This is a genomic window from Streptococcus sp. KCJ4932, from assembly GCF_004352745.1.
In the GTDB taxonomy this organism is placed as follows: Bacteria; Bacillota; Bacilli; order Lactobacillales; family Streptococcaceae; genus Streptococcus; species Streptococcus ruminicola.
Genome location: NZ_SJWW01000017.1, coordinates 1 through 14,837, shown reverse-complemented (window position 1 = coordinate 14,837; position 14,837 = coordinate 1). Strand labels below are relative to the sequence as shown.

The following is a 14,837-nucleotide window of genomic DNA, read 5'->3' as shown; positions in this document are numbered from 1 at the left end:
AAAGGCCATTTTTTGCTAAAATGAACCTATGAAACAAGGAAAGATTTACATCGTTGAAGATGATAAAACCATCGTCAACTTACTAAAACAACATTTAAACAAAGCATACGACGTATTTAGCGTTAATAATTTTCGTGCCATTAAACAAGAAATCGAAGAAATAAAACCCGATTTGATTCTAATGGACATTACTTTGCCCTATTTTAATGGCTTTTATTGGACAACTGAGATTCGTAAAACCATGACTTTACCAATCATTTTTATTTCCTCAAGTGATGACGAGATGGATACCGTTATGGCGTTAAATATGGGAGGAGATGATTTTATTTCAAAACCATTCTCCTTAACCATTTTAGATGCTAAGATTGCAGCATTCTTACGCAGAGCCCACCAATTCACCTCTGATAATTATCAACTTGACGAATTTTCATTATCTCGCGAGGGCATTCTCTCAAATGGGAGCAAACAAATTAATCTCTCGCCAACAGAAAACAAAATTCTTAGCATTTTATTTGAGCACCAAAATCAAGTGGTGCCAAAAGAAGATTTGCTAGAAAAACTGTGGGAAAATGAGAGCTTTATTGACCAAAATACCCTAAGTGTCAACATGACTCGCTTGCGTAAAAAAGTACAGCCACTAGGATTTGACCGCATTCATACCGTGAGAGGAGTAGGTTATCTGTTAAAATGATTCGACAGTTTTTTAAAGAATACGGCATTTGGTACCTTACCTATGCTATATTGACCATTTCATTTTTCCTGACCTTTATGTTATTTCACTTGCCAGTAACTTACTTCAGAGTAAGCTTTAGCATTAGTATCACAATACTAATTTTCATTAGCATTTGGCAGTACTTCAAATTTAAAAAGAAACAGGATATTTTACAACAATTTATTTATGTAAAAGAATTAGACGACTTCAATCTTCCATCAGAAAAAGCCTTTAAAGCTATTATTTGTAAGCAAAAAGAAGCGCATGCCAGTGATGTTCTAGCCATTCAGACACAGATGGAAGATACTCAGAATCTCATCAAAATGTGGTCTCACCAAATGAAAGTTCCTCTGTCAGCTCTATCATTGATGGCACAGACTAATCAACTTGAATCAAAAGAAGTCGAACAACAACTAAATCGTCTTCAAAACTATTTAGACACCCTATTAAATTATTTAAAATTCAGTCAAAATAAAGATGATTTTCGTTTTGAAAGACTATCCGTCAAAGAGATTACAACCTCAATCATCAAAAAATACCGCATTCCTTGTTTATTAAAACATCTCTCTGTTGAGGTGACAGGTGATTGGCAGCTCAAGTCTGATAAAAAATGGGTGACCTTCGCACTGACACAAGTAATTGATAATGCTATTAAGTATTCAAAAGATGGTGGTAAAATCAGCATCCGCATTTCTCAGGCTAGTATTGAAATATCAGATAATGGTATCGGAATACTAGAAGAGGATTTGCCACGGATTTTTGAAGAAGGCTTTACTGGTTTTAACGGGCACGAACACCAAAAAGCTACAGGATTGGGGCTTTACATGACAAAACAAGTTCTAGATAGCCTTAATCTCGACATCAGCATTCAAAGCCAAATCGATCAAGGAACTCATGTGTTTATCACTCCCAAAAAACGTTAAAGCAAGATTCTTACATCTTGCTTTTTTGCTGATTATTTTTTATAATAGTGTTAGTTTATAAACTAACACAAAGGAGGAGCTCATGTTTTCTGGAGAAAAGTTAAGAAAACTACGTCAAGAAAAAGGCTATTCGCAAGCTGATTTAGCAAAGTTATTACAGTTATCAAGAGCTTCCTATTTTAATTGGGAGAATGGAAAAACTAAACCTAACCAAAAAAACTTAGAACAACTAAGCCAGATTTTTAAGGTTGATACAACATATTTCCTCTCAGAATACGATATTGTCAATACCTATTTAAAATTAACACCTGATAACCAGACTAAGTTAGAAAATTACGCGCAAGATTTGCTACACAAGCAAGAAGCTGTCAAACCTTTACCAAAACTTTACGCCTACAAGGTCTTTGAAAAATTATCTGCAGGTACTGGTTATTCTTATTTTGGGGATGGCAATTACGATACCGTCTTTTACGATGAACAACTAGATCATGACTTTGCCTCTTGGGTATTTGGTGATTCAATGGAACCAACTTATCTTAATGGAGAAGTCGTTCTCATCAAACAAACAGGATTTGATTACGATGGTGCCATTTATGCGGTTGATTGGGATGGGCAAACCTATATCAAAAAAGTTTACCGTGAAGAAAAGGGATTGCGTTTAGTCTCTCTCAATAAACATTATGCTGACAAATTTGCACCTTATGATGAAAACCCAAGAATCATCGGAAAAATCGTTGGTAACTTCAAACCCTTAGAAATCTAAATAATACATAATAATATTTATGTAAAACAAAGATTTTAAGGACTTTGAAAATAAGCTTATATATAAAAATATCTGGACTCATTACAGTCCAGATTACTTTTTACAATTTATCAAGAGCATTCTTTTGTTCATCGTTAACGATATGGGTATATAGGTCAGTTACCTGAGTACTTGCATGTCCCAATTGGTGGCTGACCAAAACTTGAGATTTAGTGGCGCCATACAATCTGGTTGCTAAGGTGTGGCGAAGTTTATGGGGAGTTACACGTACTTTGAAATCTTGTGAGTATTTGGCTACTAATTTTTCGATACTTGATGCATCGATACGATTTGGAACACCACGGTATTCCGTTAAAAATAATGCCTGATCTTGTTTTTCTGCTTTATAGCGTGGCGCTCGAATTTTTAAATACTCCTCAAGGTAAGGTTTGGCAAAAGCAGCAACATTCACAGAATCGCGTTTGCCGCCTTTACGAGTGACTTCGATAACCATCATGTTCAGATGTAAATCCTTCAAATCAAGATTAACAGCCTCAGAAAGACGAACACCAGAGGCAAGAAGAAGGGCGATAATTGCCAAATCTCGCTCCTTGTTTTTCTGGAAGGAGGAGAGGGCACGGTGAGAGAGCTTATTTTGGTACTCTTTATCGATATACTCGATAAAGGCCATTGTTTCATCACCTAAGAAGAGCTTTCCTTTAATGTTTTCAGCGCGAGCAGCAAGGGTTTCTTTCTTTTTCTTCGTTGATATCTTTTTCATGACATTTCGATAGAAGTAGGGGTCACCATTTTCATCCTCGACCTCTTCTGTCAGGTACTTAAATAAGCTTGAAAGTGCTGATAAGGTACGATTGATAGTGGTTTGTGAAACCCCTTGCTTGGTTGAATAGGTATTTAAAGAAGGTCGTTCACGAAGATAAAGAACAAAGGATTCCATATCTTTTTTGGATAAATGCTCCAAAGTGCTTAAATCAATGTCAGCAATCTGATTAGCATTTGAAATACCAGATTCGAGAATCCATTCGAAAAATCGTCTATATTCTTTGAGGTATTCGTACAAGGTTGTAAAGCTGTATGGCACAGAAAGTTTTGATTGGTAATAGTCTAGGACATACCAAGGCATGATTGTTTTGAGTTCATCAATTTTTTCGAGTAATTTTTCACGTTTCATCTAAAAATCTCCCTAGATGTCTTTATAATAGTAGTTTATCATAGACTGATTTGTTTTTCAAGAAAATTACAGTTTTTCGGAAAGATGTTATAGAAAATTTTAGAAAGAGCTGATTTATATTAAATTTATATTATCGTCAAAAACACTTGATTTTATGCGTTTTTCTGCTCATTAGTTTTTATTGACTACTTATTCTTCCTATTCTCATGCTCAAAATTTTTTTCGAAAAAATTTTCACTGGTTATCTGTTTTTTAGGTTTTATAGCTTACCTACTTTAAGTTTTTTTATCGTTTTTTTCGCATTTTTAGCTTTTAAAATGCCGTTTTTATGCGTTTTTTTGGCTTTTCTTCGTGTCATTGATCATGAAATTTGTTAAAAATACCTTCTATTTTGGCTTTTTAGACTTGATTTTTAGTATTTGTAAGCGAATTCATTGTTTTTTCACACATTAAAGAATCCCACAGCTTTTAACTGCGGGAATTTTTTTATTCGACGAATTCTATGATTCTTCCTTTGCAATGCTTAATTAACTCATAATCGTGCGTCACGACGATAATCGTTTTTCCGTTTTTCGCCATTTCTTGTAAGTCTTCAATCATTTTGTTCATTTGACCATGACATAAGCCGCTTGTTGGCTCATCTAAGACAATAATTGGTTTATTGGAAGCTTTTGCCATAGCTAGTAATAAACGTTGTTTTTCGCCTCCAGATAAGCTTTGCGGATGTCTATTTAGCTTGCTGATTAAACCAAACTGCGTTAGAGCATCTTTTTTAGCTTGGTCACTGTCACTAACCAGCGAAATTTCTGACCAAACAGACTCGGTAAAAAGCTGATAATTCACATCTTGAACGACCTCACTTAGCCATTTATAGCTTGGTTTGACGAGTTTCTTATCGTAGTATGTTTTTCCTTTGAATTTCTTATTTAACCCCGATAGGCATCTTAAAAAAGTTGTTTTCCCGATACCATTTTTCCCGATGATAAAGTTAATGCCTTGATCGATACCTAGATTGAAATCAAAAATTTTCTTTGGCTGGTCGTCGTGTTGATAGCTATAACGTTGACAAATCAACTTGCCATTTGCCTGATTTGAAGAGTATTTTGATTGTTTTTGGTACGAGCAAATCTTGATGAGCTCAGATTTGCTGATTTCTGTCAATGCGCGCAAATTTTTCGCTTGAATCAAGTCATCATTAACCGCTGAAATGGGATAAACATGCGCTTTATTGTCAGAAATAAGGACAAACTGGTCCATCAAGTCTTTCAGATAATAAAGTCGATGTTCAGCAATGATAATGATTTTTCCAAGCTCTTTAAGCTTTATCAAAACGCGTTTAAAGCGAGAAATTGCCTCACGGTCCAACGATGACGACGGTTCATCAAAGAGATAAATGTCATTATCCATGCAAGCAACGCTAGTAATAGCAAGCAATTGCTTCTCACCACCTGATAAAGTAAAAATATCACGGTCAAACAAATCCTGCATTTCTAATAAATCCGTATAATAGTTGATACGATCAAAAATGTCTTTGGCAGGAATATTGCGATTTTCAAGCGCAAAAGCCATTTCATCCGTTGAATTAACGGCATAAAATTGCGTTTTAGGATTTTGAAAAACACTAGCCACTACTTGACTTCTTTCAGCCATATCCAAATCAAGCAAACTTTCTCCATCATAAGTCATATCACCAGATAACTTAGCAGGCTGAAAATAAGGAATTACCCCATTAATCGCCTTCAAAAGACTACTCTTTCCGCAACCTGAACTCCCTGTTAAAACAGTAATCTCACCTGGTTTAAAACTTAAATTGATATCTTCTAAGATTGGCTGGTCATAAGTTAGTGAAAAATGGTTGAGTTTTAGCATAGTTTTAACTCCAAATCATTAAGATTAAAATGGTCAACATGGCAAACATCCAAAAATAATCAAGTAATCTCAAGCGACTCTTTGAAATACTTGAACGTTCCTGACCGACTGCCATCCCTCTGGTTGTTGCCGAAATAGCCACATCATCTGCCGTGCGGGACAAACACATCAAAAGCGGAACAAATCGGTATTCAATCATGCGTAAAGGTTGACGGAAGAATTGACTAGTCACCAAACCCTGCAAGTACATAGCTTCCTTGATTTGGCGATAATCTTCTTTTACCGTATAAAAAAAGCGAAACATGACTGATAAAGGAATAATTAAACTATCTGGACACTTCATTTTCTTTAAAGAAGCTACTAAGTCGCTCATGGTTGTCGTTAAAAGACTGTATTCTCCCATGGCAAGCCCTGGTCCCATCCGTAAAACGATAATAGAAAAGAATAACACAACAGACGCTCCAATGCCGCTAAACGCATGCAATCCTGCATAGTATTGCAATACTAAAGCAAAAATCATTAAACTTGCTCCCTTAAGGGCTTTGCTTACTTTTCTTTCTAGCAGTAAAAAAGCATAAGGCAAAAAGGTTACAATCAAACCAATAATCGGGTAGCTTCTTTGCAAATTGCCAAATAGCAAAACAAAGGAAATGACAACTGTCATTAGTAATTTTGTTCGAAAATCTAACTTCATCTCATTCACTCTCAAATGCATCTTGGCCGCATCAGGCGACCAAGCTTGTATTCATTTTTTTGTATTTTACGCCATTTCAAGTTTTTGGAAATGTTTTTTCAGCATCTTGACACCAATTGTTGATCCTAGGTAACCACCTACTGCTCCTAGGGCAAGAACTGGGAAGAATGACCAATAAGGTAAGATACTCATCATTTTATCAGCGTAAGCTTGACCATAGCCTTCTTCGACCAAACGTTGCACATAAGCAACCCTAGAAACATAAATCGGAATCATATTGAAACCAAATGATAAACAATAGACGGTAAAAGCCCACTTCGTGTGATTTACGCTAGCATAGCTACCTTTTTTCAAAATGTATTCAGCTACTAAAGACAAGAGAGTCATTCCTGGTAGGATATAAATTCCGTGACCTGTGACAGTAAAAACAAGTCCGATAATGACTCCCATAATTAAAACCATACCAAAACGGTGAATCTTGGTGCTGTAAAGCATAAAGACAGGACCAGCAAAAAGCCCGCATAGAAAAGGAATGAATGGCATAAAAATCGGAATCAACCCAAACATCCCACTAGCAAAAATAGCTATAAAAACTAAGAGTGAAAATAAACCAGCATTAATCAAATCTTTAACAGTGAAGGAATTTGTTTTCATCTTTTTCTCCTAAGCATTCTTTTGATATTTGAACTCTTCAATTTTTTGCGATGTTTCAATGAGATCACGGTAAACAGCTGATTTTTCAAGCAAATCACGATGCTTACCAATACCGTCAACCTGACCATCTTTCATCACAACAATCTTATCAGCATTTTCAATGGATTTAAGACGGTGTGAGATGATAATCACGGTCTTATCTTTCAAAAGATAATTCAAACTTTCTTGAATCATTTTTTCATTTTCAATATCGAGTGATGAAGTGATTTCATCAAGGATAACAATTGGTGCCTGTTTCAAAATGGCACGTGCAATAGATATACGTTGACGTTCTCCGCCAGATAATTTTGCACCATTTTCACCAATTCTTGTTTCATAACCTTCTGGTAATTTTTCAACAAAATGTTGACAATTTGCAAGACGAGCAGCTTCTTTTACTTCTTCATCTGTTGCATCTGGTCGACCAAGGCGAATATTTTCCAAAATCGTATTATCAAACAACGTAACGTCTTGAAAGACAATTGAGATGTTATCAAATAAACTATTGGTGCTAATGTCTTGGATGTTCTTGCCGTCAATAGTGATTTGCCCTTCTTGATAATCATATAAGCGAGATAAAAGTCTTAATAGGGTTGTTTTACCACATCCTGATGGTCCAACAAGTGCTGTGATTTCATTTTGTTTGGCAACAAAAGATACACCGTCGATGATCTTTTGTCCATCTTTATAAGCAAAGCCAACTTTTTTGAGTTCGATGTCAAAATGCTTGAGAGTAACATCTTGTCCACTTTGTTGTTTGACTGCACGAAGTTCTTTAATATTTTTAACAGCTGAGTCAATGTAGAGAATTTCACCGACATTTAAAACAATGTTTTCAGTACTGTCAGAAACTTTGATAGCAAGTAGAATAAACATCAGCAAAACCAGAAGACTCACTTGACCTTGGAAATAAAGATTTGTTCCAACCAAAATCACCAATCCAATTGTCAATCTGATAATTGAGTTGGATATATTAATTGGAATACCTTGAAGAACTTCAGAGATAATATGGATTTTTTCACTTTTTTCCATTTGCTGATAAAGCTTATCATGGATGGTTTGTCTTAAATTGTAAGCTTTTATTTCTTCCTGTAATTCAATGGCTTCTTGGAAACTATCAGAGTTTTCGCGGAGCTGTTTCCAGTATTTCTTAACAGCTTTCTTTTGCATATTTTTTGACAAAATAAGTGCTAAAAAAGCTAGAAAAATGGGGACAAAAATACACAAAGCTAAAGGAAGATTGATGAAAAAAAGCGTAATCGTTAATAAAATAAAGTAAAGGACAAAGCCAATAGTTTTAGAAATCGCATGGCTAAGAGCATGTTCAAGACGTTCCACATCACTCATCAAGGTTTGTGACAAATCTGTCAAATCACGTTGTGAGAAATACGATAAAGGCATTTTTTGTAAAGTATCAGCAATATCGATCCGAAGATCAGCACTTTCTTGATAAGTAGCCGTATAAGTCGCATTATAATCGATGTAGAAAAAGCCATAAGTCTCTGCAGCAACTAAAACTAAACCTAGAATAACTGTCCAAAAAGAAAGAGTTTCCTGTGCCAAGATATGCTTGATGTAGTACATCATCAAGATAATCGGTGTTAATTCTGCTGCTGATACAAATAATCCCGTGACGCAAGCATATAATAAACGACTTGCACCGTGTTCAGTCAAGGCAAAAAGTTCTTGTAATTTCTTTTTCATGACACCCTCCATTCATTTGCTAATGCGTAAAGATCGCTAAAGGCTTTATATTTACCACCTTTTTCCAGTAATTCATTACTGTTACCACGTTCAATAATTTGACCTTTATCAATCACTAAAATATCATCAACACCTTTAATTGATGACAAACGGTGTGCAATGATAATAACCATTTTATGAGCAATTAAATTAGCAAAAGCTTTTTGAATTTGGTATTCGTTATTAACGTCTGTAGAAGCTGATGCTTCATCTAAAATAACGATTTTAGCATCTTTTAGAATGGCGCGTGCGATAGCAATGCGTTGTTTTTCACCACCTGAAAGATAAACACCTTTGGAACCAATCATCGTTTGTTCACGTTCAGGGAATTTATCAAGAATTTCTTCACATGAGGCTAATTCCAAGGCTTTCATAACCTCTTCATCGCTTGCATTTGGATTACCGATTTTGACATTGTCAAAAATAGACATTTTAAAAAGTTTTGATTGTTGAAAGACAAATGCAATCTGTCTCATCAAAGCATCCTGACTATAGGATTCAATGGGTTTTCCACCTAATTTGATACTTCCGCTATCAACTCGATAATGTCCAGCAATCAATTTGGCAATTGTTGATTTCCCACTACCGCTACTTCCAACAAAGGCATAGACCTTGTTTTCTTCCAATTCAAATGACAGATTGTCAATAACTTTTTGATCTTCATAACCAAAACTTACGTGATCAAAGATGATATTACCATTTTCAAGAAGTTCTTCATCTCCAAGAGCTACACGCTGGCTAGTCATATCATTGTACAAAGTTTCAATCTTTTCTGCCGAGACACTTCCTTTATACTGATACATGAAAACATACATGATTCTCATAAAGGTAACATAAAGCAAACCAACCGCAAAATAGAAGAAAATAAATTTTGGTAGCAAAGTTAATTGTTGTGATTTCGATACGAAATATAAGTAAATTGGCACAATCAAAGTTGCGTAAGTCGCAAACATTACTTGAAAGATAATGAAGGCTGTACGACAAGAAAAGCTATAATTGAGAGCATAATCTGAATAAGATTTAATAGCTGTGTAAAGAGCTTTAAAGGATTGTACAGAAGTTTTGAAAATCTTGATAACTTGCATCCCGCGAACATATTCAACGGTTTCACTATTCATTTTTTCCAAAGCTTTCATATAAGCATCCATGAACTCAGCGTCTCCCATCATCTGTTTAATCTGCAACAAAGCAACGACTGCTAACAGAATTAAAGCAAGTCCCAGATAAACATTAACTGCAAAAGTTGCAAGGACCAGTAATAGCAAAGTCATGACACTTGTTGTATTATCAGGAATCAAATGAGCAACAATCGTATGTGTTTCTGCAGCATTATCATCAATGGTTTTACGAATGTATCCTGATGTATGAGTATCAAAATAAGCAAAATTTGATTGACTCAAAGCGTCAATCCCTTTTTTTCTAAGATTAGTTTCCAAACGAAAAGCTACTATGTGGGTTAATAGCCCTGAAATGAGGTAAATACCAATCCCAGTCATCATAAAACCAACAACCGTTTTTGCATAATGGGCAATATTTGTCGCATTATTCTGAACAATTAGATGGTTTAAAAAGAGATACATGTCATAAAAAGCACCAATCGTAAAAACAGTTGACAAAGCTGCTAGTAAAATAGCAAGATAAGCCAAATACTTAAACTCAGGCACATAAGAAAATAACTTTTTATAAACCTTAATCATATGAGCTCCTTCTTATTTTTATCCAAAATATTGATAAATAGGCATTTAAACATTATAATGGATTTGACATACATTCTAGCATGTAATAATTATGTATTCAATGCATATTCAGCAATATTGGCGAATTGTGCTATTCGTCCAATCGTGTTATTTTAAAAAGGAGATTTCATGTCAGCCATCTTTTTCAATGATAACATCAAGCAAAAAGCTATTTTACTCCCTAATTGCAGCCGCTTCGCTCCACACGGTCAAAGCTATTACTTGTCATGTGATGATTTAGAAGGATTTTATTGGACCTATGAGACTGAATACTTCCGAGTTAGTATTTTTGATTTTACTCTAAAAAAGGAAACTATCTATTGTTGCGATTTGTCGGCTTTTCCTGATACTGCCCTCTTTTCAGCCCATGTCATTTCTGCTAATGGTGAAATCTTGCCACCTTACCAGCAACTCTCAAGTAACGATAGCTTTGTGATTTGCAATCAACATCAAATTCTTCAGACTTTACTACATGAGCACACTAATTTTCAAGCCGTTTGCTTTGACTTTAAACAAAAAATCATCGATGACTGCCTTGTCGGACGCTACCAATTAAACCCTGATGATTTATGTCATATTTTCAAAGAAGCCAATCACTTTCTGGGAGCAGGACTTGGAAAAATTGCTGATGATATTTTACACTATAAGTTGGGATCTTCTGCCAGCGAACTTTTCTATGAAATCAAGGCTAAAGAATGGCTAAGCGTCATTATTAATAACTATTATGCCGCACAAGATGAACAAGAAATGAGTCAAGAAGATAGCCTCGCTTTGGATAATGTCCGCCATTATATCAATGATCATCTGATGGCAACAATTCCACAAGATTTACTGGCTAAAATTGCTATGATGAGTAAAACCAAGCTCAAAACAGCCTTTAAGATCAAGTATCATATGACAATTACCGAATACATCCAACGACGTCGTATGGCGCTAGCAGAGCACTTATTAATGACAACCCAACTAGAAATTAAGGAAGTGGCTATTGCGGTCGGCTATACCTCTCACAGCCGTTTTGCTAGCCTATTTAAAAAGTATATCGGTGTTTACCCGCATGATATCAAGAAACAAACTACTCCTAACAAAGAAAAACGCCCATGCCATGATTGCCTTAACAAGTTTTGTGAAGCAAAGGTAGAAAGAAATAACTAAATCAAGCACAAAAAAACCGAGAACTACTTCTCGGTTTTTTAACAATTATTTTTTATTGCGTTTTTTCTTAGCTTTTTTCATTTTGTTTGCCATGCGTTTCATTGATTGTTTCATGGCAAATTCGCCGATTTTACCTTTGAATCCGCCACCCATCATTTGGCTAAGATCCATGTCTCCACCAAGCGCTGATAGGTCTGGCATACCATTTCCACCCATCATGCCTTCAAGTGATGACATATCCATACCGTTTGGCATATTTTTAGGAAGGTTATTTGGATTGATACCCATTTTCTTCATCATTTTTTCCATGTCACCAGACATGACACCTTGCATCATTTGTTTTGCTTGGTTGAAATCTTTGATAAATTTGTTGACATCAACAAAGCTGTTACCTGAACCAGCTGCAATACGACGACGGCGGCTAGGTGTTAGCAAATCAGGATTTTCACGTTCTTCAGGTGTCATTGATGACACGATAGCACGTTTACGAGCGACAGCTTTTTCATCAACTTTAAAGTTTTTAAGTGCAGGGTTATTAGCCATACCAGGAATCATCTTAAGAAGATCTTCCATTGGTCCCATATTTTGCACTTGGTCAAGTTGTTCGATGAAATCGTTAAAGTCAAAGGTGTTTTCACGCATTTTTTCAGCGAGTTCCATTGAACGTTTTTCATCGTATTCTTGACTTGCTTTTTCAATCAATGTGAGCAAATCACCCATGCCGAGGATACGGCTTGACATACGGTCTGGGTGGAATGTTTCGATATCAGTGATTTTTTCACCAGTACCAGTGAATTTGATTGGTTTACCAGTGATTTCGCGGATAGAAAGCGCCGCACCACCACGTGTATCACCATCAATCTTAGTTAAGACAACCCCTGTGATATCCAATTGTTTGTTGAATTCGTCAGCGACATTGGCAGCTTCTTGACCAATCATGCTATCAACAACCAAAAGAATTTCATTTGGTTTAGCGAGAGCTTTGACATCACGAAGTTCTTGCATCAAAGCTTCATCGATTTGCAGACGACCAGCTGTATCGATGATAACGTAATCGTTGTGGTTTTCTTTAGCTTTTGCCAAACCATTTGTCACGATTTCAACGGCTGAATGGTCAGTTCCCATGTCAAAAACTGGAACATTGATTTGGCTACCAAGAGTTTTCAATTGGTCGATGGCTGCTGGACGGTAAATATCAGCCGCAATCATCATTGGACGAGCTTTTTCTTCTTTAATCAGCTTGTTAGCCAATTTACCAGCAAATGTCGTTTTACCAGCACCTTGAAGACCGACCATCATAATGATTGTAGGAATTTTAGGTGATTTTTCAAGCTCAGCTGTTTCAGAACCAAGGATTTCTGTTAATTCTTCGTTAACGATTTTAACGATTTGTTGAGTTGGGTCAAGTGTATCAATGATTTCATGACCAACTGCACGTTCGCGAACGCGTTTGATAAATGTTTTAACAACTGGCAAAGCAACGTCGGCTTCAAGCAAAGCCAAACGAATCTCTTTGGTTACTTCCTGAACATCTTTTTCAGATAGCTTTTTCTTTCCGCGAATATTTTTAAAAACCCCTTGTAGGCGTTCTGTCAAACTTTCAAAAGCCATAATATTATTCTCCTACTAAATCTATTAATTTCTCGATTGTCTTGTCTAATCTCGGTTATCAATACTGCTCAAAATCGCAATTTTTTCTTTTAAAAAGTCATCTGATGGGTATTTATCCAAAATCTCATCAAAAATCTGACTACGAACAATATAGTCCGAATACATGTGTAGCTTCATCTCATAAGCTTCTAAAATCTTTTCAGTTCGTTTGATATTGTCATAAACCGCTTGACGGCTAACACCAAATTCCTCAGCAATCTCAGCCAAGCTATAGTCATCCGCATAATACAGTTCAATATAATTCATCTGTTTGTCCGTTAACAAAGCAGCATAGAACTCAAAAAGAGCATTCATACGATTGGTTTTTTCAATTTCCATAGCCTTTATTTTACCATATTTTGACTGATTTTAATAGTCAGAATTGGTTAATCACACTAGATATGGCAGATTATTTCAAAAAAATGGTAAGCGATACCATCATTTAACCAAAAAAAGCTGGACAAGTGTCCAACTTTTAATTATTCTCCAAATAAAATTCAAAGCGGTCGCCAACATACTGACTGTGAACATACTCGAATGGACGTCCATCTGAGAAATATGACACCTGAGTCAAGGCAAGCACCGCGTGATTTTTAGGCACTTTAAGATAATTAGCCACGCGCTCACTCGCATTTTTAGCATAAATGGTTTGCTGGCTCTTACCAATCTCATAGCCATTATCCGTCAAAGTCTGGAAGAAATGCTCTGTAATGTCTTCGCGATTAAACGACTGAATCAACTTCTCAGGAATTGATGCCACCTCAAAAACTAAAGGCACATTATCCGCATAACGCACGCGCTCCATACGCACCACATAATCGCTAGCCTTAAGCTGTAACTGCTGAATCTCAGTGTCATTAGCTGGCTTACGTTGATAAGAAATCAACTGTGAAGATGGCGTCTTACCTTGCGAACGCACAATCTCTGTAAAACTCGTTGTCCCGCGCATCTTCTCTTGCACACGATGACTAGCCACATAAGTCCCACTACCCACACGACGCTCAAGAATCCCTTCTTCCACCAAAAGCGTAATCGCCTGACGAAGCGTCATACGACTCACCTCATAGTCATCTGCCAAATCACGCTCACTTGGCAAACGCTGACCAATCTCCCAAACGCCCCCATCAATCTCTTTCTTAATCGCATCATGAATTCTAATATACGCTGGAACCATACCCTACTCCCATTCTGTTCTAAATAACTTAGCTCTATTTTAGCATAAAATCAAGGAAGTTTTTAGTCACGGTATTATTTCTTTTGGAAAATGGCGGGGCTGTATAGATGATTTTCAGAGAACAATGTTTGTTTGAATTTTTTATGAGTGCTGAGAAGATTAGTTGTTCTTATATGAATTGATTTGATAGTACTCACCATGTTCGCTATATGTAGAAATTTTGTTATTTTTATCTAAATAATCAAGAATTTTTTTATTATAACGCATTTTTTGAATCCTAGGTCTTTTACCATTTCCGTTAATGGCAATAATTATTGTATCTAATCCAACAACTTTAAGTAAATCAACAACTTCAGAATCAGTAAATTCAGATAAAAATTCAGATAAAATCAATTTTCTTTTCTCAACATTTACTTCTTCGTTATTTAATGCTGCATATAGTAAATGTTTGTTTATTGGATACTTTTCAGTTAATACTGTTTCATACCACTCTGAAAAAATACTTTCTGTGATTCGTTTAGTTGGCTCGTCCAAATTATCATAATTCGCTAAAAGAT

Annotated in this window: 13 protein-coding genes and 1 pseudogene; 4 read left to right on the top strand and 10 right to left on the bottom strand. The window is 35.9% G+C overall.

The features are described from left to right. Positions 1-28: 28 nt before the first annotated feature. The 3 genes from E0E02_RS07915 to E0E02_RS07905 all read left to right on the top strand — a co-directional run bounded on the left by E0E02_RS07915 (position 29) and on the right by E0E02_RS07905 (position 2,398). Complete coding sequence (locus tag E0E02_RS07915; protein WP_074563669.1) at positions 29-691, top strand: response regulator transcription factor; 663 nt, start codon at positions 29-31, stop codon at positions 689-691. Continuing rightward, entirely contained in the window at positions 688-1,635 is a 948-nt protein-coding gene (locus E0E02_RS07910) for a sensor histidine kinase (protein WP_133018291.1), read from the top strand. Before E0E02_RS07915 ends, E0E02_RS07910 begins: the two co-directional genes overlap by 4 nt. A gap of 82 nt (positions 1,636-1,717) precedes the next feature. After that, on the top strand, positions 1,718-2,398 hold the full coding sequence (locus E0E02_RS07905; protein WP_133018290.1) for an XRE family transcriptional regulator: 681 nt from the start codon (positions 1,718-1,720) through the stop codon (positions 2,396-2,398). A gap of 100 nt (positions 2,399-2,498) precedes the next feature. Here the strand turns inward: E0E02_RS07905 and xerS are convergent, their stop codons facing one another. From xerS to E0E02_RS07875, 6 genes are all read right to left on the bottom strand, one after another. Next, positions 2,499-3,569 carry a tyrosine recombinase XerS gene (xerS, locus tag E0E02_RS07900; RefSeq protein WP_133018289.1) on the bottom strand — a complete coding sequence of 357 codons (1,071 nt, stop codon included), beginning with the start codon at positions 3,567-3,569 and terminating at the stop codon, positions 2,499-2,501. 486 nt (positions 3,570-4,055) lie between these two features. Continuing rightward, a complete protein-coding gene (locus E0E02_RS07895) occupies positions 4,056-5,438 on the bottom strand; it encodes an ABC transporter ATP-binding protein (RefSeq protein ID WP_133018288.1) in 1,383 nt (460 codons plus the stop codon). A gap of 4 nt (positions 5,439-5,442) precedes the next feature. Continuing rightward, a complete protein-coding gene (locus E0E02_RS07890) occupies positions 5,443-6,132 on the bottom strand; it encodes an energy-coupling factor transporter transmembrane component T (protein ID WP_133018287.1) in 690 nt (229 codons plus the stop codon). Between the two features lie 66 nt (positions 6,133-6,198). Then, a complete protein-coding gene (locus E0E02_RS07885) occupies positions 6,199-6,786 on the bottom strand; it encodes an MptD family putative ECF transporter S component (RefSeq protein ID WP_133018286.1) in 588 nt (195 codons plus the stop codon). Positions 6,787-6,795: 9 nt separating this feature from the next. Then, on the bottom strand, positions 6,796-8,529 hold the full coding sequence (locus E0E02_RS07880) for an ABC transporter ATP-binding protein (RefSeq protein WP_133018285.1): 1,734 nt from the start codon (positions 8,527-8,529) through the stop codon (positions 6,796-6,798). Continuing rightward, a complete protein-coding gene (locus tag E0E02_RS07875) occupies positions 8,526-10,262 on the bottom strand; it encodes an ABC transporter ATP-binding protein (protein WP_206282024.1) in 1,737 nt (578 codons plus the stop codon). Before E0E02_RS07875 ends, E0E02_RS07880 begins: the two co-directional genes overlap by 4 nt. Before the next feature lie 171 nt (positions 10,263-10,433). Here E0E02_RS07875 and E0E02_RS07870 point away from each other — a divergent pair, with 171 nt between their 5' ends. Beyond that, the gene (locus tag E0E02_RS07870; RefSeq protein WP_133018283.1) at positions 10,434-11,456 is read left to right on the top strand and encodes an AraC family transcriptional regulator; all 1,023 of its coding nucleotides are present in this window, start codon (positions 10,434-10,436) and stop codon (positions 11,454-11,456) included. Positions 11,457-11,501: 45 nt separating this feature from the next. Here the strand turns inward: E0E02_RS07870 and ffh are convergent, their stop codons facing one another. The 4 genes and pseudogenes from ffh to E0E02_RS07850 all read right to left on the bottom strand — a co-directional run. Further along, entirely contained in the window at positions 11,502-13,067 is a 1,566-nt protein-coding gene (gene ffh, locus E0E02_RS07865; protein WP_133018282.1) for a signal recognition particle protein, read from the bottom strand. A gap of 45 nt (positions 13,068-13,112) precedes the next feature. Beyond that, a complete protein-coding gene (locus tag E0E02_RS07860) occupies positions 13,113-13,445 on the bottom strand; it encodes a putative DNA-binding protein (RefSeq protein ID WP_004231629.1) in 333 nt (110 codons plus the stop codon). A 136-nt stretch (positions 13,446-13,581) separates the two neighbouring features. After that, positions 13,582-14,280 carry a GntR family transcriptional regulator gene (locus tag E0E02_RS07855; RefSeq protein ID WP_074964666.1) on the bottom strand — a complete coding sequence of 233 codons (699 nt, stop codon included), beginning with the start codon at positions 14,278-14,280 and terminating at the stop codon, positions 13,582-13,584. Between the two features lie 159 nt (positions 14,281-14,439). Continuing rightward, a pseudogene (locus E0E02_RS07850) lies at positions 14,440-14,837 on the bottom strand (DNA-binding protein); the annotation flags it as partial.